The organism is Bradyrhizobium sp. Pha-3, assembly GCF_042258615.1.
Classification (GTDB): Bacteria; Pseudomonadota; Alphaproteobacteria; order Rhizobiales; family Xanthobacteraceae; genus Bradyrhizobium.
Genome location: NZ_CP170152.1, coordinates 1,822,892 through 1,848,587 on the forward strand (window position 1 = coordinate 1,822,892; position 25,696 = coordinate 1,848,587).

General features: G+C 65.6%; 23 protein-coding genes. 13 read left to right on the forward strand and 10 right to left on the reverse strand.

From position 1 onward, the window contains the following. Positions 1-51: 51 nt before the first annotated feature. From ACE10Z_RS08515 to ACE10Z_RS08525, 3 genes are all read right to left on the reverse strand, one after another. Positions 52-2,325 carry a TonB-dependent receptor gene (locus tag ACE10Z_RS08515; protein WP_375787527.1) on the reverse strand — a complete coding sequence of 758 codons (2,274 nt, stop codon included), beginning with the start codon at positions 2,323-2,325 and terminating at the stop codon, positions 52-54. A 147-nt stretch (positions 2,326-2,472) separates the two neighbouring features. Continuing rightward, a complete protein-coding gene (locus ACE10Z_RS08520; protein ID WP_375787528.1) occupies positions 2,473-2,844 on the reverse strand; it encodes a DUF2946 family protein in 372 nt (123 codons plus the stop codon). A gap of 161 nt (positions 2,845-3,005) precedes the next feature. Then, on the reverse strand, positions 3,006-4,430 hold the full coding sequence (locus ACE10Z_RS08525) for an aldehyde dehydrogenase family protein (RefSeq protein WP_375787529.1): 1,425 nt from the start codon (positions 4,428-4,430) through the stop codon (positions 3,006-3,008). Between the two features lie 95 nt (positions 4,431-4,525). Here ACE10Z_RS08525 and ACE10Z_RS08530 point away from each other — a divergent pair, with 95 nt between their 5' ends. From ACE10Z_RS08530 to ACE10Z_RS08540, 3 genes are all read left to right on the forward strand, one after another. Beyond that, the gene (locus tag ACE10Z_RS08530) at positions 4,526-5,431 is read left to right on the forward strand and encodes a LysR family transcriptional regulator (RefSeq protein WP_375787530.1); all 906 of its coding nucleotides are present in this window, start codon (positions 4,526-4,528) and stop codon (positions 5,429-5,431) included. A 123-nt stretch (positions 5,432-5,554) separates the two neighbouring features. Beyond that, complete coding sequence (locus ACE10Z_RS08535; protein WP_375787531.1) at positions 5,555-6,175, forward strand: hypothetical protein; 621 nt, start codon at positions 5,555-5,557, stop codon at positions 6,173-6,175. Positions 6,176-6,305: 130 nt separating this feature from the next. After that, positions 6,306-7,079, forward strand: coding sequence for an SDR family NAD(P)-dependent oxidoreductase (locus ACE10Z_RS08540; RefSeq protein ID WP_375787532.1), 774 nt, complete (start codon positions 6,306-6,308; stop codon positions 7,077-7,079). A 22-nt stretch (positions 7,080-7,101) separates the two neighbouring features. On the opposite strand, the gene ACE10Z_RS08545 is transcribed toward ACE10Z_RS08540, so the two are convergent. The 4 genes from ACE10Z_RS08545 to ACE10Z_RS08560 form a co-directional block, all read right to left on the reverse strand. Then, positions 7,102-9,285: a TonB-dependent receptor gene (locus ACE10Z_RS08545; protein WP_375789778.1), complete on the reverse strand. Its 2,184-nt coding sequence runs from the start codon at positions 9,283-9,285 to the stop codon at positions 7,102-7,104. Between the two features lie 613 nt (positions 9,286-9,898). Beyond that, positions 9,899-10,573: an RraA family protein gene (locus ACE10Z_RS08550; protein ID WP_375787533.1), complete on the reverse strand. Its 675-nt coding sequence runs from the start codon at positions 10,571-10,573 to the stop codon at positions 9,899-9,901. 33 nt (positions 10,574-10,606) lie between these two features. Further along, entirely contained in the window at positions 10,607-11,632 is a 1,026-nt protein-coding gene (locus tag ACE10Z_RS08555; protein WP_375787534.1) for an amidohydrolase family protein, read from the reverse strand. 22 nt (positions 11,633-11,654) lie between these two features. Then, entirely contained in the window at positions 11,655-12,983 is a 1,329-nt protein-coding gene (locus ACE10Z_RS08560) for an MFS transporter (RefSeq protein ID WP_375787535.1), read from the reverse strand. Between the two features lie 202 nt (positions 12,984-13,185). Here ACE10Z_RS08560 and ACE10Z_RS08565 point away from each other — a divergent pair, with 202 nt between their 5' ends. Both ACE10Z_RS08565 and ACE10Z_RS08570 read left to right on the forward strand, forming a co-directional pair. Then, positions 13,186-14,121, forward strand: coding sequence for a LysR substrate-binding domain-containing protein (locus ACE10Z_RS08565; protein ID WP_375787536.1), 936 nt, complete (start codon positions 13,186-13,188; stop codon positions 14,119-14,121). A 249-nt stretch (positions 14,122-14,370) separates the two neighbouring features. Beyond that, the gene (locus tag ACE10Z_RS08570) at positions 14,371-14,721 is read left to right on the forward strand and encodes a hypothetical protein (protein ID WP_298375274.1); all 351 of its coding nucleotides are present in this window, start codon (positions 14,371-14,373) and stop codon (positions 14,719-14,721) included. Between the two features lie 6 nt (positions 14,722-14,727). On the opposite strand, the gene ACE10Z_RS08575 is transcribed toward ACE10Z_RS08570, so the two are convergent. Next, positions 14,728-15,441 carry a gamma-glutamyl-gamma-aminobutyrate hydrolase family protein gene (locus ACE10Z_RS08575; protein ID WP_375787537.1) on the reverse strand — a complete coding sequence of 238 codons (714 nt, stop codon included), beginning with the start codon at positions 15,439-15,441 and terminating at the stop codon, positions 14,728-14,730. Positions 15,442-15,526: 85 nt separating this feature from the next. After that, positions 15,527-16,501, reverse strand: a complete 975-nt coding sequence (locus ACE10Z_RS08580; RefSeq protein ID WP_375789779.1) for a hypothetical protein — start codon at positions 16,499-16,501, stop codon at positions 15,527-15,529. A gap of 466 nt (positions 16,502-16,967) precedes the next feature. Between ACE10Z_RS08580 and ACE10Z_RS08585 the strand changes: the two genes are divergently transcribed. Beyond that, a complete protein-coding gene (locus ACE10Z_RS08585; protein WP_375787538.1) occupies positions 16,968-17,510 on the forward strand; it encodes a cytochrome b in 543 nt (180 codons plus the stop codon). Positions 17,511-17,665: 155 nt separating this feature from the next. Here the strand turns inward: ACE10Z_RS08585 and ACE10Z_RS08590 are convergent, their stop codons facing one another. Further along, positions 17,666-18,154, reverse strand: coding sequence for an Lrp/AsnC family transcriptional regulator (locus ACE10Z_RS08590; RefSeq protein WP_375787539.1), 489 nt, complete (start codon positions 18,152-18,154; stop codon positions 17,666-17,668). Positions 18,155-18,280: 126 nt separating this feature from the next. Between ACE10Z_RS08590 and ald the strand changes: the two genes are divergently transcribed. From ald to ACE10Z_RS08625, 7 genes are all read left to right on the forward strand, one after another. After that, positions 18,281-19,396, forward strand: coding sequence for an alanine dehydrogenase (gene ald, locus ACE10Z_RS08595; RefSeq protein WP_375787540.1), 1,116 nt, complete (start codon positions 18,281-18,283; stop codon positions 19,394-19,396). Between the two features lie 352 nt (positions 19,397-19,748). Next, on the forward strand, positions 19,749-21,137 hold the full coding sequence (gene leuC, locus ACE10Z_RS08600; RefSeq protein ID WP_375789780.1) for a 3-isopropylmalate dehydratase large subunit: 1,389 nt from the start codon (positions 19,749-19,751) through the stop codon (positions 21,135-21,137). 1 nt (position 21,138) lies between these two features. Further along, complete coding sequence (gene leuD / locus ACE10Z_RS08605; RefSeq protein WP_375787541.1) at positions 21,139-21,789, forward strand: 3-isopropylmalate dehydratase small subunit; 651 nt, start codon at positions 21,139-21,141, stop codon at positions 21,787-21,789. Further along, positions 21,786-22,919, forward strand: a complete 1,134-nt coding sequence (gene leuB, locus ACE10Z_RS08610; RefSeq protein WP_375787542.1) for a 3-isopropylmalate dehydrogenase — start codon at positions 21,786-21,788, stop codon at positions 22,917-22,919. The genes leuD and leuB overlap by 4 nt, the downstream gene beginning before the upstream one ends. Next, complete coding sequence (locus tag ACE10Z_RS08615) at positions 22,919-23,980, forward strand: ABC transporter substrate-binding protein (protein ID WP_375787543.1); 1,062 nt, start codon at positions 22,919-22,921, stop codon at positions 23,978-23,980. Before leuB ends, ACE10Z_RS08615 begins: the two co-directional genes overlap by 1 nt. Next, positions 23,977-24,810, forward strand: coding sequence for an ABC transporter ATP-binding protein (locus ACE10Z_RS08620; protein ID WP_375787544.1), 834 nt, complete (start codon positions 23,977-23,979; stop codon positions 24,808-24,810). Before ACE10Z_RS08615 ends, ACE10Z_RS08620 begins: the two co-directional genes overlap by 4 nt. After that, positions 24,807-25,679, forward strand: coding sequence for an ABC transporter permease (locus ACE10Z_RS08625; RefSeq protein ID WP_375787545.1), 873 nt, complete (start codon positions 24,807-24,809; stop codon positions 25,677-25,679). The genes ACE10Z_RS08620 and ACE10Z_RS08625 overlap by 4 nt, the downstream gene beginning before the upstream one ends. Positions 25,680-25,696: the final 17 nt, after the last annotated feature.

The following is a 25,696-nucleotide window of genomic DNA, read 5'->3' on the forward strand; positions in this document are numbered from 1 at the left end:
CGGCGCGGCGGGCGCGCCTGGACGCCTGCTTCGTGGTGCACCCTGGCCTCGTCAGAACTTCTGCGTAATGCCGGCATAGAAGCCGCGGCGCGGGCCGTATTGCGGCGCGAACACGCCGATGCCGGAGCCGTCGCGGATCTGGTAGACGGTGTCGAACAAATTGACGACGTCGAAGCGCAGCGTGGTCGGCTTGTTCGGCGCAACAATGTTGAAGTCGTGCGAGACGCCGAGGTTGACCTGTGCATATGGCGGCACCGTGCCGGTGTTGGCGAAGCCGGCGCGCAAGCCTGAACCGTAGATCACCGACGCGCTGAACTTGGTGTCGTGCCATTGGTACCAGCCGCCCACCGATGCGGTCAGGGTCTGGGCATGGTCGGTGTTGATATAGTTGTTTGCGATAAAGGCTAGCGCGACCGGATCGAACAGATACTGGTTCGACACGACGGTGGTGGCGACTTGCTTTGCGATGGCGACATTGCCGTAGAGATGCAGATTGTCGTGGTCGTATCGCGCCGTCAGCTCGACGCCCTCGTTGGTGCCTTTCGCATAGTTGAAGGCGGTCAGGACGTAGGCCTGGCCGAACTGGCCATCGTCGAGCAGATCGGTCGCGATCTTGTAATAGGCGTCCATGCCGACCTCGAGGCCGGGGATCGCGTCAACTTTCTGCGTGACGCCGATGTCGAACACGTGCGAGCGCTCCGGCAGCACGGGGTCATTGGCGGTGGTCGCTGGCTGCGCTGTCGTGTTCTGCACCAGCGAGAGGTTGGTCGGTGCCGCCAGCACCTGCTCGGGCGGCGTGAAGTTGCGGGCATAGCCGGCATGGAAGGTCGTGCCGTCGTAAGGCTTCCATGTCAGGCTGATCCGCGGGCTCAGCTGGTTGGCATCGACATATTGCCACATCTGGTCGAAGCGCAGGCCGGCATTGAGCGTCAGCTGGTTGGTGATCTTCCATTCGTCGGCGATGTAGGTGGAGAACAAATATCCGGTCTTGGCGCTGGAATCGAACACCGAGAGCGGCGCATCGATCGGGTTGCCGGCATCGTCGAGCGGCAGCACGGTCGAGCCGTTGTTGACCAGTGAGCGCTCGGCGCTGAACGCGACACCGAACTTCAGCGTGTGCGCGAAGCCCAGCCGGTAGGCGGTGTCCTCCTGGATGCCGTTGATGAAGCTCTGGCGATACACGTCCGACGCAACGCCGTTGAAGACGAGATCGCCGACCGGATCGGGCATGAAGTGCAGCTGGCTGTAGCGATTGAAATAGGCGACCTGGTAGTCGAACCCGTCGCCCGACTTCTGATAGGCCACGACGTTGAACTGGTTGAATTCATGCTGCCGTTCGTTGAGCAGCGCGGAATCGAAGTTCGAGACACCGTAGGCGGTGAACGCAGGCGTCTGGCCGGGATTGTTGGGGATCTGATAGGCGCCGTTGGAGACGCCGCCGATATAGGTCAGCCGGCTGGTCGGATCGATCGCGGTCGAGACATAGGCAAAGCCCTTCTCCTGGTCGGTCCGGTCGTGGATGGCGCTATAGGCCGGCGTCGGGTTCTCGATGCCGACGTCGCTGCCGAAATAGCGTCGCGAGACATAGTACTGGGTTTGCCCGATCGTGCCGCCATAGTCGACGCTGGTGGTGAGCGTGCCGTGGCTGCCGCCATAGACGCTGATGCTGCCGGAATTGTTGAAGGCGTCGGCCTTGGTCTGGATGTCGAGCACGCCGGCGGTGCGCAGGCCATACTGCGCGGGCAGTGCGCCGGTGATCAGCGCCATGCTGCCGACGATCCCGGTGTCGATGATCTGGCCGAACGCGCCGACGCCGTCGGGCAGCATGATCCCGTTGATACGGTATTGCAGGTTGGCGTGCTCGTTGCGCACGTGCAGTTCGCCGCTTGCGGCGGAGTCCTGCGAGACCCCGGGCGCCTGCAGCAGGGCCTTGTCCAGGGTGGTGTTGGTGCCCTGTGGCAGCGCCTCGAGGGCTTGCCGGCTCATCTGGTAGCTGTTGGCGCCGGTGGGCGCCAGCAGCGCGGCGCGGGCCTGGTCGAGTCGTGTGTTCTGGCTTGCGACGGCTTGAGCCTGGGTTTGCTCTGGAGATTCAGGCGTAGCCGATACCGCACCGGTTCTGCGCGCGCGGTGACCGCCGCCGGTCGCAATGCGCGTCTTCGGCTTCTTCGGCCCGGACGGCGCGGTGTGGTGCTGCGGCGCCGTCACCGTGATGTCCGGAAGTGTCGTTGTCGGCGCGGACGTCTGCCCGAATGCGGCGCCGTTGATCCCGTAGACCAAGAGCGATGCAGCGCCGGCGGCGGCGTGTCGTTTGATAATTCCTGACATGTTGGTTCCCGATCTCACGAGGCTGCGATCCGCATCCTCACCGAAGGACGCGGTCGAGCCCGCCGTCGATGTGCGACAGCGAAATTCCCCATTGATCAAACGGCAGCCGACATGGGGCCGCGTTCGAAGTTCAGTCGTGCAGGGAGTTCAGGAGATCGGAGGTGCGCGCGGCTGATAGTGCAGCCGGCCGATGTCGAGCGGGGCCGCATAATTGTCGATGTGCCAGGCGAGCAGAGCTGTGGCATCCGGCAGCTGCAGTGGAGGCAGCGCCGGCGCCGGCATTGCCGAGTTGACCATCGCGACGACGGCGCAGATCGCGCAGACGTCTGCGGCCTGATCGGAATCAGGATTTGAATAAGGCGCGTCGCGCGAGGCGTTCTCGACATGCGCCGCTGATGATGTTGTCGCATGTGCCGACGCAATGGCATGAAAATGGCCGAACGACAGCACGAACTGGATCGACAGCGCCAACAGCGCCAGCCGAGCCCCGTGCCTGATGTTCGAACGAAACCACTTCATGACGACGCCATTTCCGCGTCGACAGGTCACGAGACCGTTGGACGGCGCCTGCGACGCAGGTGTCGCACAGTTTCGAAAACGTGCCGGCCTGTCAATCCGCATTGCCGGGCAATGCGATCAATTTCCGGCCGCCCCGACGATTCTGCAACACCGCGTCGTCGTCAGGCTGCGCGCGCACCAAGCAACGTCTTCGGCTCCAGATAGGCCTCCAGCCCGAACGAGCCATTCTCGCGGCCGAGGCCCGATTGCTTCATGCCGCCGAACGGCGCCAGCGGTTCATGCGCGGCGCCGTTGATCACGACGCGGCCGCTGTCGAGGCGGGCGGCGATCTGTTCCGCGTGCGCCTGGTCGCCGAACACATAGGCCGAGAGGCCGTAGCTGGTGTCGTTGGCGATGGCGATGGCGTCGTCCTCGTCGCGATAGCTGAGGATCGCGAGCACCGGCCCGAAGATTTCCTCGCGCGCGATCCGCATCTCGTTGCTGACGCCGGCGAACACCGTCGGGCGCACGAAATAGCCGGAGAGCCCCTCGGGCTTGCCTTCGCCGCCGGTGAGCAGGCGCGCGCCTTCCTCAAGGCCGAGGTGGATGTAGCGTTGCACGCGCTCCCATTGCGTCTGGCTCACCATCGGTCCGACGGTGGTCGCGGGATCGCGGGGATCGCCGACCTTGACCCGCGTCTCGATCGTGGCCTTCAGGCGCGCCTCGAACTCGGCGCGACGCCGTTCTGACACCAGCAGGCGGGTGCCGGCGACGCAGGCCTGGCCCGAATTCATGAAGCCGGCCTCGATCACGCCTGGGATCACCGCGTCGAGATCGGCGTCGTCGAGGATGATGGTTGGCGACTTGCCGCCGAGCTCGAGCGTCACCCGCTTCAAACTGTCGGCGCTCGCCCGCACGATCGATTTGCCGACGGCGGTCGAGCCGGTGAAGGAGATCTTGGCGATGTCGGGGTGTGCGGTGATCGCGTTGCCGACGTCGGCGCCGCGGCCGTTGACGACGTTGTAGACGCCTGCGGGGAGGCCGGCCTCGTGCAGGGCGCGCAGCACCACCTCGGTCTGCATCGCGCTCATCTCGCTCGGCTTGATCACCGCGGTGCAGCCCGCGGCGATCGCATAGGCGAGCTTGTTGCAGATGAAGCCGGCGTTGGAATTCCACGGCGTGATCAGCCCGACGACACCGATCGGCGTCATCACGACGCGGGCCGTGCCGATCTCGCGCTCCAGGGGAAAGTCGGTGAGTGTGCGCGCGGCGGCGAGGAACGCGTCGGCGGCGTAGTCGGCCATCCAGCTCGATCGCGAGACCGGCGCGCCGTATTCCTCGAGCACGGCCTCGCGCAGTTCGTCGACATGCGCGCGCATCGCGGCGTGCAAGGCGTGCAGCATCTTCAGCCGTTCGTCCTTGCCGGTGCGCGCCATCGCAGGCAGCGCGCGCTTCGCCGCCGCGACCGCCTCGTTGACGTCGTCGGCGTCGCCCAGCCGCACCTGGCCGATCACCGCGCCGGTTGCCGGATTGTATAGGTCGAACAGTTCGCGGCCGTGAGGCGTGACGAACCGGCCGTCGATGTAGATGTGCTCGATGATGCGCATGTGATCTCTCCACTGGTTGCCCGATGGAGATAGCGGTGGCGATTGATCCAGATTAGTGGCATTATCGCGGATGAATTAATCCGAAAATCGGGACAATGAGCCGGGGACGACTGGTCGAGCTGGAGGCGGCGGTGGCGGTCGCGCGGCGCCGGAGTTTTCGCGCCGCCGCAGCCGAGCTCGGGCTGTCCACCACGGCGTTGAGCCAGGCGATCGCCGAGCTCGAGGCACGGCTCGGCGTGCGCCTGTTCAACCGCACAACCCGCAGCGTGTCGCCGACCCCGGCCGGCGAGCAGTTCGTGGCCGAGGTCGCGTCGGCGCTGACCGCGATCCGCGACGCCTCCGACGCCGTCAACCAGCACCGCGCGACGCCGACCGGCGTGCTGCGGCTCAACACCTCGACGGGCGCGGCGCGGCGAATCCTGCGGCCGATCATCTTCGAGTACCTCAATCGCTATCCCGAGATGTCCGTCGACATCGTCACCGAGGGCAAGCTGATCGACATCGTGCGCGAAGGCTTTGACGCCGGCTTCCGCCTCGCCGAGCAGGTGCCCGTCGACATGATCTCGGTGCCGCTCGGACCAAGCGGGCGCCTCGTCGTCGTCGGTTCGCCGGCATATGTTGCGACGCGCGCTGTCCCGCGCACGCCGGCCGATCTCGTCAGGCATGATTGCATCCGGATGCGGCTGCCCGCCGGCAGGGTCTACCGGTGGGAATTCGAGAAGGACGACGAGCAGATTCTGATCGATGCCTCCGGCCGGATCACACTCGACGAACCGCATCTCATTCGCGAAGCGGTTCTTGCGGGATACGGGCTTGCCTACATGTCCGAATGGGACGTTGCCGACGATCTGCGCGACGGGCGTCTGGTTCAACTGCTGGCCGACTGGACTCCATCCTTCCCCGGTATCTGTCTCTATTATTCCGGCCGCCGTCACCTGCCGGCCGGCCTGCGCGCCCTCATCGATCTGATCCAGGAGCGGCGGCGACAGACCGAGGACTGAGTGCGTGCAAGGTGCGCCGATCGGCGGCAGATCCGTCGCCGGCTGGCCGTTCCCGGGCCAGGCGCCGCGCTGGCGTTGTGGACGTCCGGCGGGTATAGTTTGCCCGCACGTGACGGTAACCTGATGTTGACTTTCGCAAGCAAGCTCGGTCTCGCAATTCCATTCCTGGCGCTGTGCCTGAGCACCCAGCAGGCCGACGCCCAAGCTGGACCTGTGCGCTACTGGACGCCGGGCTCGCTGTTCGGCTTCGGCGGCAGCCTGGCTGACGGCCAGAAGGCGGACACTTACGGAAACTTTCCAGGCTTCGACGCCACCGCCCCGCAAGGCGGCGATTTCTCGTATCTGAACGGCCGTCCGGATGGCTGGTTTATCGGCAGCGAAGGCGGCCGCGCCGGCTGGAACACGCTTGGTCAATCGGCGGCATTCGGCTCGCTCGAATATCAGGGCGCGCAGGTCGGCTACAATTTCAAAGGCGTCGGTGACACGCCGGTGACGTTCTTCGCCGGCTTCGACTCGTTGAAATACAATCCGCCCGGCGCCGGCGGCCCGCTGGCGCCGTTCAGCGGCAATCCCGGCGTCAACGCCGGGTATACGGCGCGTGCGGGACTCGAGTTCCGCCCGACCTCGAATGTCACCCTGTCGTTCGGGGCCGGTTTCACCCAGCAAGGGGCGGAGCGCATGGACAGCGACATCCATTCGCAGCTGCTGCCCGGCCAGTCTCCGGTTCTGTTCGGCGGCCGCTAGCGCGTTCGAACAGATCGGGGGCATGAAGTAGCGCTTCAGCGCAAGACTTTGGCGTTGCAGTCCTGATCCAACCAGAGCTTCAATCAGAACCAAGAAGGCTCGAGATCGCGAGCACGGGCAGAATCGAAACATGGACATGCAAGGCAAGATCGCACTCGTCACCGCCGCGGCGTCGGGCGCCGGCCGCGCGGGCGCATTCATTCTCGCGCGCGAGGGCGCGGCGGTCGCGGTCGTCGACCAGAACGAGGCCGGCGCCAAGGCGGTGGTCGACGAGATCAAAAAGGGCGGCGGACGCGCGCTGGCGCTGGCCGGCGATCTGCGCGACGACGGGTTTTCGCGCGACATCGTCGCGGCGACTGTGAAGGAGTTCGGCGCGCTCGATTGCGTCTGGAATCATCTCGGCATTCCCGGTCCGTCCGTGATCGACGACCTGGAGGGCTGGGATCTCAGCGTCGATCTCAATCTGCGCTCGCAGCTGATCACCACCAACGCGGCGCTCGGACAGATGACGGCGCGGCGCAAGGGCAGCATCCTGTTCACCGCATCGACCTCGGGCCTGGTCGGTTCGCCATGGAGCCCGACCTATTCGGCGGCCAAGGCCGGCGTGATCGGTCTCGCGCGGGCGCTCGCCAAGCGCCATGCCAAGGATGGCGTTCGCGTCAATGCGATCTGTCCCGGCGCGATCGACACGCCGATGCTGCGGGTGTTCGTCAATCGGCCCGACCAGCCGGGCCACAACGAGGCCGATCCAGAGGAACTGATCAAGGCCGCGGTCACCCGCAATCCGATGGGCCGCGCCGCACGCCCGGAGGAGATCGCGGAGGTCGCGGTGTTCCTGCTGTCGGACAAGGCCTCGTTCGTCACCGGCATCGCGATGCCTGTCGACGGCGGGACGGTGGCGTAGCGTCGCTTCTCAGAAAACCGTACTAGAACTTTGCCCTGATGCCGGCGTAGGCGGCGAGCGGCATGCCGGGCACGAAGGTGCGCGGATCGCTCAGCTGCGCCATCAGGTTGGGCAGACCGCCAGCACTGGTAAAGCCGCCCGTTTGATAGAACGCGCCGCTCAGATAGTAGTGCTGGTTGAACACATTGTTGATCAGGCCGAACACCTCGATGTTCTTCGTGAGCTGGTATGACGTGTGCAGATTGACGACCGAGTAGGCCGGCACCTTCGGGCTCTGGTTGGTGTAATCATGGATGATCCACTGGCTGCCCACGAAATTGAGGTCGGCGCCGACCTTCCACGCATCTGTCACGTTGTAGTCGACGCCGGCCTTGAAGCGGTGCGCGGGAATGCCCGGGATGTGGTCACCTGGCGTGACGTTGACAAATTGCGCGCCGGCGTCGTTGGTCAGGGCATTCGGATTGTTCGGCGAAGACAGCGTGATCGCGCTTCGATAGGTCGCGTCGACAAAGGTGTAGTTGGCGTAGGCGTTCCAGCGATCGAGGCGATAGTCGAGCTTGGCCTCGATGCCTTGCCGCAAGGTCTGTCCGGCATTCTGGAAGAAGCCGAAATTGTTGACGCCGAGCGGGCTCGTGACCTGGATGATGTCGTCGTCGGACAGGGTGTGGAACACGCCCAGGCCCCAGCTCAGCATGCCGGTCCTGGCGTCGCGGCCCCAGCTGCCGCGCAGGCCGGCCTCGACGGTGTGCGACACCACCTGCTTGAGCGGCGGATCGGCCACCAGGAAGGTGTCGATCATGCAGGGATGGTTGGGATCGGAGCAGCCGAGCTCCAGCGGCGTCGGCGCGCGGTTGGCCTCCGAATAGCCGGCATAGGCGGTGAGGTTCGGAGTGATCTTGAAGGTGCCGCCGATCACCGGGTTGAACCGCTGGAAGCGATTGCTGCTGTTGAGCAGGTCGTTGGTCCCGGTCTGGTCCTGCAGGTCGATCTGGGCATAGTTGAACCGTCCACCGGCTGTGACCGAGAACCTGTTCGTCACGTCGAACGTGTCGGTGAGGTAGACGCCGGTGTAGGTGTTGGTGGCGCGCAGGTCGACCGGGCTGAGGCCAGCGTCGGGCTGGTTGATGAAGACCCCGGTGCCCGTCACGAACAGATTCTGGTCGACGGTGCCGAGCTCGCTGGTCGCAGTAAACTTGGTGTTGCCATGGTCGACGCTGACGCCCATGACGACGTGGTTGTCGTGTCCGAACAACTTGTCGGTATTGGTGAACTGGGCCGTACCGCCAAAGCTGTTGGTGGCGACCCGGTTACGATCGAGTTCGCCAAGGAAAGCGTTACCCAGCGTGTTCGGAGTCGCCGGACCGTCCGCCGGACCGAAAACCGGAAGGCCGTCGCCGATGCACAATGTCGTGGGATCGTCGCACGGCGCAACGTCGGTGCCGTTACCGTCGACATGGGACTGCCGGAAGCCGCGGAAATAGGCGTTGCCCTGGAACGACCAGGTGTCCGAGAAATTATGGTTCAGCGTGGCGTTGACGAAGGCGAGCTGCAGCATCGTCGATTGCGGCCAGGTGTAGACGCTCGACCAGCGCTGGTTGAGCATCTGGACCGGCGTTGCGGCGACGTTGCCGAGCAGATTGCTGGCGCCGGTGAAATTGACGTGGAATTCGGTGTCATCGTTGCGCGCGCCGATGTCGACATACATGCGGTTGACGTGCGACGAATTGGCGTAGTCGCGCCAGCCGCGGTCATAGGCGGATTCGAACGCCGCATAGGCCGAGATATTGTCCTTCTGGCCGCCGGCCTGCACGCTGCCCTGCACGCGGCCGTATGAGCCGCCGAACACTTCACCCTCGACGCCTTGGTAGGTGAAGCCGTTCTTCATCTGGATGCTGAGCGCGCCGCCGATCGCGTTCAAGCCGAATACGGGGTTGTTGGGAACCAGCGACACCCGGTCGATGGCCTTTTCCGGGATGAAATCCCAGTTGACCACGTCGCCCCAGGATTCGTTGATGCGCACGCCGTTCTGATAGACCGCGATGCCCTGCGGCGTTCCCTGAACCGGCGAAGCGACGAAGCCGCGATAGTCGAGATTGCGCTGGAACGGATTGCCGGTCTGGTCGGTCAGCGTGACGCCGGGCAGCTTGCGGTTCACCGAGTCCAGAAAGTTGGTCGAATAGTTGTGGCTGAAATCCGCCGAGGTCAGCACCTCGGTATTGGACGGAATCTTGTCGCGATCGAGCAGGCTCGAGTCGCGCTCGGACGGGCTCGGGACGCCGGCGCCACCCTCGGGCGCCGCAGCGGTCTGTGCCGGCGCGGCCCGTGTTCGGGCGGCTCGCGAGGTCCGCGCCACCGGCCGGGCGGCGGGCTTGATGGTGCGCGTACCCGAAAGCGGCGAGGGGGCAATCACGGTGACCGGCGGTAGTTCGGTCGGGGCGGGGGTCTGGGCCTGCACCATCGTCAGCGGCGCTGCGGCTCCGATGGCGGTGAGCACGGCCGCAGCGCCGCGCGTATGGACCGAAGAAGACAAAAATCGTGTTGCCGTACGCAACAACGCACCAGCCATGGAGCCCACCCTGTTGTCCCGGTTCGGCTTTTATCCCCGACGAACCTTGGCCTTGAGACTGCGGGAGCGCTTTGGCTTTGGCAAACAAGATGTGTCCCGGAGGTCCGGGATTCTTTTCCATCTGCAATCGGGAAAAATTCCCGATGCCGGTCGACGGACGCGCCGACCGGTTGCGGGGCGATGATTCTCGGCGGTTTTGCGGAGACTTATGCCCAAGAGGCAGGCATCTCGCCTCGTGGGCCGCGGCCGCAGGTCAGTCCTTGAACTCGCAGCCGAGCCGTTGCAGGGCCTCATCGACCCAGCGACGGTCGCTGGTGCCGGCGAGAATCTGCTGGATCGCCTTTTCCTCAGTTGCCTTCTTGGCCTCGGTCAGCTTGCAGACGGCCTCGGCGTGGTCATGCGGCACGCAGAGCACGCCGTCATCATCGGCCACGATGAGATCGCCGGGCTCGACGATCATGCCGTCGATCGAGATGGCGCAATTGATCTCGCCCGGGCCGTCCTTGTACGGGCCGCGATGAGCGACGCCGGCGGCGAACACCGGGAACGATCCGGCGCGGATCGCGCCGGCATCGCGGATCGAGCCGTCGATCACGAAGCCCGCGACGCCCTTCTTCTCCGCCAGCGTCGACATGATCTCGCCGATGATGGCGTTGACCAGGACGCCGCCGGCATCGACCACGATGACGTCGCCCGGCTGGGCCAGGTCGATCGCCTTGTGCACCATCAGATTGTCGCCGGGCCGGGTCTTCACGGTCAGCGCCGGGCCGCCGAGCCAGCCGCCGGCATGCATCGGCCGCAGCCGGTTGGTGCCCGCGATCCGCGACATCACATCGCTGATATTGGCGACCGGAAGTGTGCGGTAGCGCGCGACCAAGTCGGGCGACACTTTCCGCTTCGCCTTGTGAATTGCGAATCCTATGGCCATCGGTGTTCTCCGGTGTGTTGTCGGTGCGGTCGTTCAGTGCGCGCGGCGGTCGAGATGGGCGTTGAGGCGCGGATAGACGCGGCGGGCGTTACCCTCGAAGATCTTGGCCTTGTCCTCCGCGCTCAGCGGCAGTGCATCGATGTAGCGGCGGGTGTCGTCGAAGTGATGTCCCGTTTCAGGGTCGATGCCGCGGACCGCACCGATCATCTCCGACGCAAACAGGATGTTCTCGACCGGGATCACCCGGGTCAACAGCTCGATGCCGGGGAGATGATAGACGCAGGTGTCGAAGAACACGTTCTTCAGCAGATGCTCCGACAGCGGCGGCAGCTTCATGTCCTGCGCCAGGCCACGGTAGCGGCCCCAGTGATAGGGCACCGCGCCGCCGCCATGCGGGATGATGAACCGCAGGGTCGGGAAGCGCTTGAACAGGTCAGACGTCAGGAACTGCATGAAGGCGGTGGTGTCGCCATTGAGGTAATGCGCGCCGGTGCCGTGGAAGCACGGATTGCAGGACGAAGAGACATGGACCATCGCCGGCACGTCGAGCTCGACCATCTTCTCGTACAGAGGATACCACCATTCGTCGGTCAGCGGCGGATCGCACCAATAGCCGCCGGCCGGATCGGGATTGAGGTTGCAGCCGACGAAGCCGAGCTGCGTCACGCAGCGCTCGAGCTCCTCGATGCAGTTCGCAGGCTTGACGCCGGGGCTCTGCGGCAGCTGGCAGACGGGGACGAAATTCTGCGGAAACAGCGTGCAGACCCGGTGCACGAGGTCGTTGCAGATCGTGGTCCATTCCCGGCTGGTCGCTTCCTTGCCGACATGGTGCGCCATGCCGGCGGCGCGCGGCGAGAAGATGGTGACGTCGGTGCCGCGCTCTTTCTGCAGGCGGAGCTGCGCGCCCTCGACGCTGGTGCGGATCTCGTCGTCGGTGATGCCGAGATTGGTGGTGAGCGGCCGGCGCGATCTGTCGGCGAGGCCGGCGAGCTGCTTGTCGCGGAAGATCTGCAGCTTGGCAGGCTCGGTGGTGTAATGGCCGTGACAATCGATGATCATGGTTGGGTCCTTGGCAGGTTTGTCAGTGTGCGACGGATGACGGGATCGCGCCCGTCAATTCCGTCTCGCGCGGTTTGACGCGCATGGTGGCGGCGATGGCGGAGGCGACGAACAGGAAGCCGGCGATGCCGACCAGCGCCCAGGAGAAGCTTCCGGTGGAGTCCTTGATCAGGCCGATGCACCACGGGCCGATCAGCCCGCCGAACTGCGCCAGCGTGTTGACCATGGCGATCGCGGCGGCCCCGGCCGCGCCGGTCAGCAGCGAGGCGTTGATGCTCCAGAACAGCGGATTGCCGGCGTTCAGGCTGAAGCCGACGATGCAGAGGAACACGAAGGCCAGCACCGGGCTCGCGACATAGGCGCTGCCGAGCATGGCGACGGCGGCGAGCAGATAGACGGCCGCGAGATGAAACTTGCGATCCCCTGTCTTGTCCGAGCTGCGGCTGACCACGATGGTGCCGACAACGCCGAGCAGCGGCGGGATCGCCGACAGGAAGCCGACCTCGATGTTGCTGAGATTGCCCATGCCCTTGATGATCTGCGGCAGCCATAGCAGCAGGCCATAGATGCCGACCAGCGCGCAGCCGAACAGCGCCGCCAGCAGCCAGACCCTGATATCGAGGACGCATTCGATCAACCTGTGCTGACCTTGTTGTTCGATCTCGGCCCGCTCGGCGGCGAGCTCGCCCTCCAGCCAGGCGGCTTGCTCCTTGCTCAGCCAACTCGCCTTGGCCGGGCGATCGGTCAGATAATAGAGCGTGAACAGGCCGAGCAGAATGGTCGGCACGCCCTCGGCGATGAACATCCATTGCCAGCCGTGCAGGCCGGACGCGCCGTCGAGGAAGGTCATGATGCTGGTCGAGATCGGCCCGCCCAACACCGCCGAGAACGAGCCGGCGATGATGTAGCCGGCCACCGCGCGGGCGCGATAGCGCGAGGGGAACCAATAGGTCAGATACAGCACCACGCCGGGCATGAAGCCGGCTTCCGCGACGCCGAGGCCGAACCGCATCACATAGAGGCTGAGCGGATTCCAGACGAAGGCGGTCAGCGTGGCGACGAGACCCCAGGTGATCAGGATGCGCGCGAGCCAGATCCGCGCCCCGAGCCAGTGCAGCATCAAATTGCTCGGCACCTCGAGCACCATGTAGCCGAGGAAGAAGATGCTGGCGGCAAAGCCGAAGATCGCGGGGCTGAGGCCGAGGTCCTTGTTCATCGTCAAGCCGGCGTAGCCGAGATTGATGCGGTCGAGATAGTTGAAGAACATCATGACGAAGAGGATCGGGATCAGCCGCCAATAGACCCGGCGGATGGTTTGTTGTTCGAGCTCGCTGACAGACGCTTGGCCCATTGGAATCCTCCCTTGCTTTCTTGTTATCGCGCCTGTGATCCGAACCGGGCGGAGCGCCTGTTATTCGCGGCGATTTCGCATGGCTGACCGGCTGCGCGTGTTGCCCCTTGGAGCATCGGCGTTTTGCCGCCAAGATCGGGAAACGGTCGTGGGAGGTCAAATACCGCTTTGACCCGTCACTTATAGGGAAACGGAATAAGCGATGGATTACAGGCAGCTTCGCTACTTCATCGCGGTGGCCGAAGAGCTCAGCTTCAGCCGCGCCGCCAGGCGGCTGCATGTCAGCCAGCCGCCGCTGAGCACGCAGATCAAGGCGATGGAGGAGGAGCTCGGCACGCAGCTGTTGTCGCGGACACGGCGTGCGGTCGAACTCACCCAGGCCGGCCAGTTGCTGCTGGAACACGCACGGCGCGCCGTCAGCGAGCTCGACCTCGCGTCGGAGACCGTGCGCCGTGCAGCGCGCGGGGAAGCCGGCGTCGTCCGTGTCGGCTTTACCGACTCGGTTCCGATGCTCGACATGTTCGCCGAACTGTTCCGCGGTTTCCGCGGCAGCTATCCGCGGGTGAAGATCGAACTCAGGCACATGTCGACGGCAAAGCAGCTGCAGGCGCTCGCTGACGCCGAGCTCGACGTCGCGATCATGCGGCCGCCGCTCGACTTCCGGCCTGCGGCCGATCTTCAGGTTCATGTCGTGTGGCGCGATCGCTTGATGGTGTTCCTGCCGCTCGATCATCCGCTGGCCGCCGCACCCGGCAAGCTCAGCGTTGCCGACCTTGCCGAGCATGAATTCGTCGGCATGGCGGAGAGCGGCTGCGGCGTCGGCGACCAGGCGGCGATGCTGTGTCGGCGCGCCGGCTTTGCGCCGCGGATCGCGCAGGAAGCGCATGAACTGCGCACGGTGCTCAGCCTCGTCGCCGCCGGGATCGGACTGTCGATCTTGCCGTCATGCTATCAGCAGGCCGGCGTCATGAACGTCGTCGCGAAGGCGCTGGACACGCCGGATGCGGAGAGCCGCATGCTGGTGGCGATGCGTTCCAACGCCTCGCTGCTGCCGCGCCGGTTCGTCGAATGCGCGCTGCAGGCGGCGTCGCGAAGTGCGCCGCCGTTGGTCCCCGAGGTCGCTGCGGCGATCCGCTGATCGAGCCGCACCGAAGCCGATTGCGTGCGCATGAGATGGCGACCCGCCCTGCGCGGCATGCGGCGGTCCGCGCTCCCATACTTTCGTCGGCCGTAGTCTCCCGGAATGCAGTCTGGCGTCACTCTTGCATACTTCAATGCAAGGTGCTGGGGCGCCGATTCGTCGTGTTTCGCCGGCAACGGCAATGTCGCCGGCGAACAGTCAATGATGCGCGCCCGCAGCTGGATCGACGCTTGCGGAGACGACACCATGCACGCCATCACGCGTGCGGCACTGCTGCTTGGGACGATGTGGTTGACATCGCCGACCCTGGCGCGCGATGACGGCCGCTACGCCAACTCACCTCTGAAGCCCTGGTTTGAAAGCCTGCACAGCGGCTACGGACAATGCTGTTCCGACGCCGACGGATCCGTGGTCGCCGATCCGGACTGGGAGTCGGATCATGGCCACTATCGCGTGCACATCGACGACGAATGGGTCGTGGTGCCGGACGAGGCCTTGATCACCGAGCCGAACAAGATCGGGCGAACCATGGTGTGGAAGCACTACATCGACGGCCACCCGCGCGTGCGCTGCTTCATGCCGGGCAGCATGACCTGAGGCGTCTCACTCAGGCGCGCGGCGTGCGAGGAAGCGCGTGACCACGCCGCCGAGCGTGGCGTGGCCGAGCGGCTCAGTGAGCGATGCCTTAGCGGTTTCGACCACGGCGTCGGGCGCGAGGCCGCGGCGCAGGTCGCACAGCGCGTCGGCGTAGTCGACGGTGAACTCCGGATGCGGCTGCACCGACAGCGTGGTGCCGTTGGCGTAGAGCAGGCCGGCATGCGGCGTGAACTCGGACGCCATGATGGTGCGTGCGGAGGCGGGCGGGGTGATCACCTGGTCCTGATGCGAGGCGGCCGCCGCGATCGTCTCGCCGTCGATCAGCCCGTTGTCCGGCGCCAGCTGATAGACGTGGCGGCCGATGCCCCAGCCCTTCTCGGACTTGCGCACCTTGCCGCCGAGCGCCTGCGCGATCAGCTGATGGCCGAAGCAGACGCCGACCATCGGAATGTGCTTGTCGTGGGCTGTGCGCACGAAGGCTTCGAGCGGCGCGATCCAGGCGACATCGTCATAGACGCCGGCCGCTGATCCCGTGATCAGAATTGCATCCAATGTGGCCGGATCCGGAAGTGCCTCACCGTTGGCGACGCTGACGACGTCGCAGGCGATCGAGGGATCGGCAGCGGCCACCATCCGCTGGAACATCTGCGGATAGCTGCCGTGGCGCTCGCGGAATTGCGGACTGACGAGCCCGGTTTCGATGATGGTGATGCGGGGCATTGAACGCGCTGATGGATGAGCGGGAATGCCTCAGCGTTTACTCCGGAAGCGCTGACGGCCGCAAGCCGTGCGCCGCAGCCGCCGCTCAATTCCGCGACGGCGCCGCCGCGTCGATCGTTGCTGTGTGCTGCGCCGCCGGCGTCGTGCTGAAGATCGCCGGTGTCGGGCTTTCGATCGCCGGGGTCGTCGCGACGATCGCCGGCTCGGTGCGGTAACGCGGCAGCTGATCCTCGAGCGAGTAGCCGACGCAAAGCGCAAGGCTCGACCACACCGCCATGCTGAAATACAGCGACATCCAGGCGATCTCCTCGCGCCATTCGGCGATGTCGTGGGTCACGACCCAGCGCCGGCTGACGTCGCGCAGGCCATCGAGCGGATGCAGCAGCGTGCCGCCGGCGGCGAGATTGGCGCGCCAGCGGTTCAGATACATCGGGACGTCGACGGTCATCAGGAAGGCGAGGAAGGCGGCGATGCCGACGATCGCGACGATGAAGGCCCAGCGCACCGGGCCCTGAAACTCGGGCAGCAGCCGGCACAGCGCGATCCCGACCAGGAAGAACACCACGGCCCAGATCGAGTTCTCGATCGCGTTGCAGAGATAATGGGTGGTCAGCACCGCATACCAGGAGAAGCATTCCGCGATCACGATCAGCGGCACGATGATCCAGGCGATGGTCACGGTGGTCTCGGCGCCGGTCATGGTGCCGAGCTGATGCAGAATGATCGCCCATTGCGCGGCGAAGCAGACCTCGGCGACGGTGGCAACGGTGCGGCCGACCACGACGCTCGACAGCCAGGTGTCGAACAGGCAGATGCGCTGCACGTCGGCGCGCGGCAGCACCGAGCGGAACGCGCAGCCGAACACATAGGCCGCGCAGAGCAGCAGCATCAGGCCGATGCCGGACGTGTTGCTGAGGCTGCCGTTCGACTGCTCATGGAACTGGCGGTACAGCGCGAACCAGACCGCGATGTTGGCGGCGCTGACGAGGCTCAGGAAGCCCCACCACCGGACCACTGGATTCGACCAAGCCAGCGAAACCGGCCGCGCCCGCCACTCCATGCTCATTCACCGCTCCGCGTGTAACCGAACTGATATTGAACTGTAGCAATTCTGTCATAGAAGGCGGCGAATCACGACTAAAAAATGCGTGTGGCGCGCGGGGCCGGGCGGCTCCGATTGTGACAGCGTTTGTGACAGCGAGCGCGGTTTGTGACAGCGAGCGGCCAACCAAACCTCCTCCCATCATCAGGGATGCGCCGAAGGCGCAGGCCCGGAATCCATCGGCCCGCCGTGTCGCGGTTGAATGGATTCCGGGCTCGCGCGGGGCCTATCATCGGGCCGCGCGCTGCGCGGACCCGTTGGCGCGACCCGGAATGACGATGGAGGGAGCCCGGCCTTCGCGATCGTGATCGAAGTTGGCGCCCGCACCGGTAGGCAGGCGTCGCGCGATCATCTATTGAACGGCTTCCTTTTCGGCCGAACCCGCACGGGCGGCTTCAAGCGAAGGCGCCTTGTGACGACGGACATGACGGCCAGCTACGATCCGCTGTTGCGCCGGATTCACTGGGCGACAGCGGTGCTGTTCATCGCGGCCATGCTGATCGGACTTTATTGCGGGCTGCAGCCGGCGGGGACGTCGCCGCGGCGCGAGCTGCTCGAGCTGCACAAGTCGCTCGGCGTCACCCTGTTCTTCCTGGCGATCCTGCGGCTGATGGTGCGGGCCGCGACCACGGCGCCTCCGGAGCCGGGTTCGTTGTCGCCGCTGGTCAGGATCGCGGCACGGCTCAATCACTGGGCACTCTACGCCATTCTCTTCGTGATGCCTGTGACCGGATACATGTTCTCGTCGGCCGGCGGTTATTCGCTGCGCTATTTTTGGACCTTCAGCTGGCCGCGCCTGTTCGCCGACAACAAGGCGGTCGCAGAGGCGGGCGAGGTCGCGCATGGCGCGCTCGCCTACGTCGTTTATGCCGTGGTCGCGCTGCATATCGCCGCGACGCTCTGGCATGCCGTCGTCAAGAAGGACGAGACGCTGGCCCGGATGTGGCCGCGCGCGAAAACACGTTGAACGTGGCGGAGTGTTGTTCGGATATACCTCTCCCCGATGGGGAGAGGTCGATTTGCGAAGCAAATCGGGTGAGGGGCCGCAGCTCCAACGAGACACCGTGACCCCTCACCCGACGCTACGCGTCGACCTCTCCCAAGGGAGAGGTGGAACTGCGGTCAGCCGCGCAGTGCGGTTTCCGGAATGGTGCGGCGGACCACCTCGCGCATCGCGAAGCTGGAATGGATGCGGGCGACGCCTGGCATCCGCGACAGGTGCTGCTTGTGGATGCGCTCAAAGTCGGCGATGTCGCGGGCGATGACCTGCAGATGATAATCGTCGCTGCCCGACATCAGATGGCAGGACACGACGTCGGGGCAGCGTGCGATCGCGGCCTCGAAGGCTGCGAGATAATCCTCGCTCTGCTTCTCCAGCGTGATGGTGACGACAACTGTTGTCACAAGGCCGAGCGCTGATGGTTCGAGGTCGACGCGGTAGCCGCGGATCACGCCGATCTCCTCGAGATGGCGGATGCGCCGCGCGCAGGCGGTCGGCGACAGCCCGACCTTCTCAGCCAACTCGATCTGGCTCGCGCGGGCATCGGAGACCAGCTCGCCGAGGATTCTGAGGTCGATACGATCGAGACCGTCCACGCAGTTTTCCTTCAAAGGCTGAGCCGATAGCGAAGGATATGGGCGCTTTTGGATGTGCACAAGCCGGAATTCGCTGAGAAACGCCGTCTGACGGGGAATAGCCTCGAAGCTGAGGGAAATGAATCTCGCAAGGAGCAAACCATGCGCATCGGCGTGCCCAAGGAAATCAAGGTCGAGGAATATCGGGTCGGGCTGACGCCTGCCTCGGTGCGGGAATATGCGGCGCACGGCCACGAAGTCGTGGTCCAGCGCGGCGCCGGTGACGGCATCGGCGCCGGCGACGACCTCTACACCCAGGCCGGCGCGCGGATTGCCGACACCGCCGAAGAGGTGTTCTCGGTCGCCGAGATGATCGTGAAGGTGAAGGAGCCGCAGCCGTCCGAATGGATCAGGCTGCGCGAGGGACAGATCCTGTTCACCTATCTGCATCTTGCGCCCGACGTGCCGCAGACCGCGGGGCTGATCGCCTCCGGCTGCACGGCGGTCGCCTATGAGACCGTGACCGACGCGCATGGCGGGCTGCCGTTGCTCGCGCCGATGAGCGAAGTCGCAGGTCGGCTTGCGATCGAAGCCGCGGGAGCTGCCTTGCGCAAATCCGCCGACGGCATGGGCAAGCTGCTCGGCGGCGTGCCGGGCGTTCCGCCGGCGCGTGTCGCGATCATCGGCGGCGGCGTGGTCGGCACCCATGCGGCGCGGATGGCCGCCGGGCTCGGCAGCGACGTCACCATCCTCGACCGCTCATTGCCGCGGCTCCGCGCGCTGGACGATCTCTTCCTCGGCCGCGTCCGCACCCGTTACGCCACGCTGGAAGCGATCGAGCAGGAGGTTTTCGCGGCCGACGTTGTGATCGGCGCGGTGCTGGTGCCCGGCGCCAGCGCGCCGAAACTTGTCTCGCGCGCACAGCTTGCAGGCATGAAGCGCCGTGCGGTGCTGGTCGATGTCGCGATCGACCAGGGCGGCTGCTTCGAGACCTCGAAGCCGACCACGCATCAGGCGCCGACCTATCTGGTCGACGACATCGTGCACTATTGCGTCGCCAACATGCCGGGCGCGGTGCCGGTCACCTCGAGCCACGCGCTCAACCACGCCACCTTGCCGTTCGGCCTCGCGCTGGCCTCGAAGGGGCTGCGGGCGCTGGTCGAGGATCCGCATCTGCGCGCCGGCCTCAACGTCCATCGCGGCCGCATCACCAACCGTGCCGTCGCCGAGAGCCAGCATCTACCGGCCGTGATGCCGGAGGAAGCGCTGGCGTCGTGAGGCTTGGCTCACGCTGCGGATACTGAGGCTAGATTCGTAGCCCGGATGCAGCCAACGGGTCACGCGAACGCGCGCCCGATGACAGGCTCCGCGAAATCCGGGGCTGGGCCCTCTGCGGCTCCGCGGCGATACCGCCCCCGGATTTCGCTTTCGCTCCATCCGGGCTACGGCTTTTGTCAAGCTGCGCCAGCGCAGCCCTCCTTCCATCTCATGCTCCTCACTCGGCTCTGGCCGGGCGGTCGCCTGCGTGATCTGATGCGCGCAACGTAAGCCGCGTAAAGCGGCGATCAGCGGCGCGCCGCGGGCCTCAAGAAGCGAAGGGAGGACTGTCTTGGAAAAGACCGGTCGTACGATGCTGACCAAGATCTGGGGCCAGCATGTCATTGCCCGCCTCAGCGAGGACACCGACCTCCTTCATATCGACCGCCATCTGCTGCACGACCTCGGCGGGTCGCGCGGCCTGCTCGATCTCAAGAGCCGGGGCCTCAAGGTTCACAATCCCGAACTGACGTTTGCGACGCCGGATCATGCGTTGTCGACGGCGCCCGGTCACGCCGGAACCAGCAAGATCGGCATGGAATTGCTGGCCGCGCTGCGGGCCGAGACGGCGGCAAGCGGCATCACGCTGTTCGATGTCGATCAGCCCGGCCAGGGCATCGTCCACGTCATCGGGCCGGAACTCGGCTTGAGCCTGCCGGGCGCGACGATCGTCTGCGGTGATAGCCACACCTGCACCCATGGCGGCCTCGGCGCGCTCGCCTTCGGCATCGGGTCGAGCGAGCTCACCCATGTGCTGGCGACGCAGGCGCTGATCCAGCGCCGACCGAAGACGCTGCGGGCGCGCTTCGAGGGCAAGCTGCCGCTCGGCGTCACCGCCAAGGACATGATCCTCGCGCTGATCGGCCATATCGGCGCTGCCGGCGGCACCGGCTACGCAGTCGAATATGCCGGCAGCGCGATCCGCGCGCTGCCGATCGAGGGACGGCTGACGATCTGCAACCTCTCGATCGAGCTCGGCGCCAAGATGGGCATGGTGGCGCCCGACGAGAAGACCTTCGAATTCCTGCGCGGCCGTCCCTATGCGCCGCAGGGCGAGATGTGGGATCTCGCAGTCGAGGCATGGCGCGAACTGCCGAGCGATCCCGATGCGGTGTTCGACCGCGAGGTCGTGATCGATGTCGAAAAGATCATCCCGCAGGTGACCTGGGGCACCAGCCCCGAGCACGTCGTCGGCGTCGATGGCGTCATTCCCGATCCGAAGTCGGTCGACGATCCGGCGCGGCGTGCCGCGATCGAGACCGCGCTTGAGTATATGGGCCTGCAGGGCGGTGCGCCGATCGCAGGCACTCCGGTCGACTGGGTGTTCATCGGCTCCTGCACCAACAGCCGGCTCAGCGATCTGCGCGCCGCGGCCGAGGTCGCGCGCGGCCGCAAGGTCGCGGCCGGGGTCCGCGCCTGGGTGGTGCCGGGCTCGGAGAACGTCAAGCGCGAGGCGGTCGCTGAAGGGCTCGACAAGATATTCATCGACGCCGGCTTCGAATGGCGCGAGCCCGGCTGCTCGATGTGCCTTGCCGCCAATGGCGAGGTGGTGGCGCCCGGGCAGCGCTCGGTCTCGACCTCGAACCGCAACTTTGTCGGCCGGCAGGGGCCGCGGGCGCGGACGCATCTGGCGAGCCCCGCGAGTGCGGCGGCCTCGGCCATTGCCGGTGCGATCGCCGATGTCAGGATGATGGGACGCTAAGATGCCAAAACCGTTCGACAAGCTCACCGCGACCGCTGCGCCGATCATGCGCGCCAATATCGATACCGATGTGATCATCCGGATCGAGCGCCTGGTCGGCAACGGGGTTCGCGGCACGCTCGGCAAATGGGCGTTCGGCTCGCTGCGCTATCTGGCCGACGGCTCGGAGAATCCGGATTTCATCCTCAACCGCGAGCCGTACCGGGAGGCCGAGATCCTGGTGACAGGACCGAATTTCGGCTGCGGCTCGTCGCGCGAGGGCGCGGTGTGGTCGCTGCAGGAGCGCGGCATCCGCGCCGTCATCGGCTCCGGCTTCGGCGACATCTTCTTCGCCAACTGCTTCCAGAACGGCGTCCTGCCCGTCATCGTCGACAAAGCGGTGGTCGATCGGCTTGCCGCCGACATCGAGGCGACGCAGGGCGCCGGCAAGGTCTCGATCGACCTCGAGGCTCAGACCATCGTCTCGCCGTCAGGCGCCCGGCATTCCTTCGAGATCGATCCGCGGCGGCGCGAAGGGCTGTTGAAGGGCCTCGACGAGGTCGCGCTGACATTGCAGCGTGACGACGAGATCCATGCCTTCCAGGCCGCCGACCGCACGGCACGGCCCTGGATTCATTTTCAGGGAACACCCGCTTCAAGGACATCGGCATGAGCACGCAATCCAACATGATCAAGGTCGCCGTCGTCGGCGGCGAGGGCATCGGCCCCGAGGTCACCGCACAGTCGCGCCGCGTGCTCGACTGGTTCGCGGCCAAACGCAACGTGCCGATGACACTGCGCGAGGCGCAATACGGCCTGATCCCGTATCTGGCGACCGGCAAGGTGCTGCCCGAGGACACTGCGGAGGCGATGGACGAGGCCGACGCCATCCTGTGGGGCGCGACCGGCGGGCCGGAGACCACCGAAGTGCCGGCGGCGGCGCGCAAGGCCGGCAGTCTCTTGGGCCTGCGCAGCAAATACGATCTCTACGCGAACTTGAGGCCGATCGTGGCGAGCCCGGCGCTGTCGGCTTCCGTACCGCTCAAGCCCGAGGTGCTCGACGGCGTCGACTTCGTCATCATCCGCGAATTGACCAGCGGCATCTATTTCGGCGAGCCGCGCGGTATCGAGACATTGCCGGACGGCCAGCGCCGCGGCTTCAACACCGAGCAATACACCACCAACCAGATCCGCCGCGTGGCGCGCTCGGCATTCGAGCTGGCGCGGACCCGGCGCAACAAGGTCTGCTCGGTCGACAAGGCCAACGTGCTGGAGACCAGCGTGGTGTGGCGCGAGGAAGTGATCAGGCTGCACAAGGAGGAGTTCTCCGACGTCGAACTGACCCATCTCTATGTCGACAATGCCGCGATGCAGATCGTGCGCGAGCCGCGCCAGTTCGACGTAATGGTGACGGGAAACATCTTCGGCGACATCCTGTCCGACTGCGCGGCGATGGCGTCAGGCTCGCTCGGCATGCTGCCGTCGGCCTCGCTCGGTCCGGTCGATCGCTTCGGCCGGCGCAAGGCGCTCTATGAACCCGTGCATGGCAGCGCGCCCGATATCGCGGGCAAGGGCATCGCCAATCCGCTCGGCTCGATCCTCAGCGTCGCGATGCTGCTGCGCCTGACGCTGAATCGTCGCGAGGATGCCGACTTGCTGGAGCAGGCGGTGCACGCCGCGCTGGCGTCCGGCGCGCGCACCGCCGATATCGCCGAGGCCGGCGCGAAGAAGCTCTCGACTGCCCAGATGGGCGATGCCGTGCTCAGCGCGCTCGACAAGATCTCGGCGAAGGAGCACGCGTGATGGCGCGCCTCACCACGCCCCACCTTTCAAGGCGATCGGCTCTGACGGTGATCGCCGCGGGTGGCGCGGCGCTGGCGACCGGGCGTGGATGGGCGCAGGCGGCCACCGGCCGCGCGATCTATCCGGTCGCGGTACCGGTCTATCAGACGCAATTTGTCGCTGACCGTATCGGCTACTTCAAGGAAGCCGGGCTCGACTGCAAGCTGGTGCAGGGCGGCAGCGGCGTGAAGACCCGCGAGATCATCGCCTCGTCGCAGGGCGATATCGGGATCGGCGACGTCACCCATCCGATGCAGCTGACCAATCACGGCCGCGCCGCGCGCGTGCTGCTGCCGGTCGACACACGATCGAACTCGGTGATGTTCATCCTGCGCAAGGATCTGAAGGACCAGGGCATCAACTCGCTGGAGGCCTTCACGCAATGGAAGCGGCCCGACGGCCGCAAGCCGATCGTCTCGGTCTCCTCGCTCGGCGGCACCAACCATGTCTGGGCGTCCTACTACATGGAAACCATGGGGCTGGACGACAAGGTGACCTGGATCGGCACCGGCAATGTCGACACCATGCTGGGATCGCTGAAGTCGAAGCAGGTCGATATCCTCGTCAGCTCGCTGTCGCTGCTGAACGAGGCGCAGCAGCAGGGCTGGGGCGAATTGCTGTTCGACGGCACTGACGAGGCGATCTGGAACAAGCATATCGGCGGCAAGGTGCCGGTCACCGCGCATTTCACGCTGCAGGCCACCATCGACAAGGATCCGGCCAAGATGCAGGCCTATGTCACCGCGCTGTGGCGCGCCTCGCAATGGATCAAGACGCACAAGCCGGCGGAGGTCTACGACGCCATCGAGCCGTATGTCGGCAGCACCTCGCACGACGCCAATCTGCTCGAGATCACCGCGATCCAGAAGGTCGCGGATTATGAAGGTTCGATCGACGCTGCCAGCTTCGCGCGCGGCGAGAAGGTCTGGTTCCGCGAGATGACCGGCATCAAGCCGCTCAAGATCGCTGACGTGGTCAACTCGAGCCTCATCGACGCGGCACGAAAGGCCTATCCGGGTTGAGTACGCTCGAGACGAGCGCAACCGTATCGCCGCGCGCCTCGGCCGACCGCCGCGTCGAGGTCAAGGGCCTGTGCAAGTCGTTTCAGCTCGCCAGGACCACGATCGAGGCGGTTCGCGACGTCAGCTTCGACGTGCGCCGCGGCGAGTTCGTCGCGCTGCTCGGGCCGTCGGGCTCCGGCAAGAGCACGGTGCTCAACATGATCGCTTCGCTGATCCGTCCGACCGGCGGCGAGATCCTGATCGACGGCAAGCGCGTCGTCCCCGGCAAGGCGACGCCCAATGTCGGCTATGTCTTCCAGCGCGACACGCTGTTCCCCTGGCGGACCGTCGCCGACAATATCGGTTACGGGCTGGAGCTATCGGGCGTAGCAGCTCAGGAACGGAAAGAGCGCATCGCCGAATGCGTCGCTCAGGCCGGGCTCAAGGGATTCGAGAACGCCTACCCGTCGGCGCTATCCGGCGGCATGCGGCAGCGCGCGGCGCTGATGCGGACGCTGATCGTCGAGCCGCAGATCCTGTTGATGGACGAGCCGTTCGGCGCGCTCGATACCCACACCAAGATCGACATGCACGAAGTGCTGCTTCGGATCTGGGAGCGCGAGCAGCAGACCGTGCTGTTCGTCACCCACGATCTCGGCGAGGCTCTGACATTGGCCGACCGCATCATCCTGTTCTCGGCGCGGCCGGGCCGCATCAAGGACATGTTCGCGGTCGACTTCGCCCGCCCGCGCGATGCGGTGAAGGTGCGTGAGACCCCGCGCTATGCCGAGCTGTTCCAGCACATCTGGCACTCGCTCGGCGAGGAATTCGTCAAGGGCCGCGGCGCATGAGGCGATACGGCATGCTCAGTACGATCGGCTGGCAGGTCCTGATCTGCGCCATCGTGCTGTCGGTCTGGCAATGGGGCTATGACCTGCGCACGAAACTGCCGTGGCTGGTGCCCGATCTGCTCGATCCCTATTTCATCTCGAAGCCGTCGATGATCTTCGACAACTTCCTGGTCCAGAGCTGCCTGAAATCGAAGCTCGGCGCCTTCAACGGCTGGTTCAACGGCGAGTTCGCAAAGTGCCTGGCGCGCAACGAGAACAATCTCTGGGCGGCGACGGCGATCACGCTGAAGAACACCTTCTTCGGCTTTGTCACCGGCGTGGTCTCTGGCTTCGTCGCCGGGCTGATCCTCGGACGGTCCGACCGTCTCAGCGCGATCTTCCAGCCCTTCATCACCGCGGTGAATTCGATCCCGCGGATCGCGCTGGCGCCGATCATCGTGCTGGCGTTCGGGATCGGCGACATGTCGAAGATCGTGACCTCCTGGATCGTGGTGGTGTTCCTGGTGTTCTTCAACACTTTCGAGGGCGCGCGCTCGATCGACGAGGGCTTTACCAATGCGGCGCGGCTGCTCGGCGCCAGCGAGTGGCAGATCACCCGCACCGTGGTGATCCCCTCGACCATGGCCTGGGTGTTCGCCTCGCTGACGCCGGCGATCTCGTTCGCGCTGATCGGCGTGATCGTCGGCGAGTTCATCGGCGCCGAGCGCGGCATCGGCCGCCTGATCATCGAGTCCGAGGCGCGCGGCGAGGCCTCGGGCATGATGGTCGCGGTCGTGGTGCTGATGCTGGTCGGCGTCGTGCTGTCGGCGATCATCTGGCGGCTGCAGGCTTACCTCCTGCGCTGGCAGCGGCAGCGCAGCGCCGAGTAAGAAGCGGCCCGCGGCGA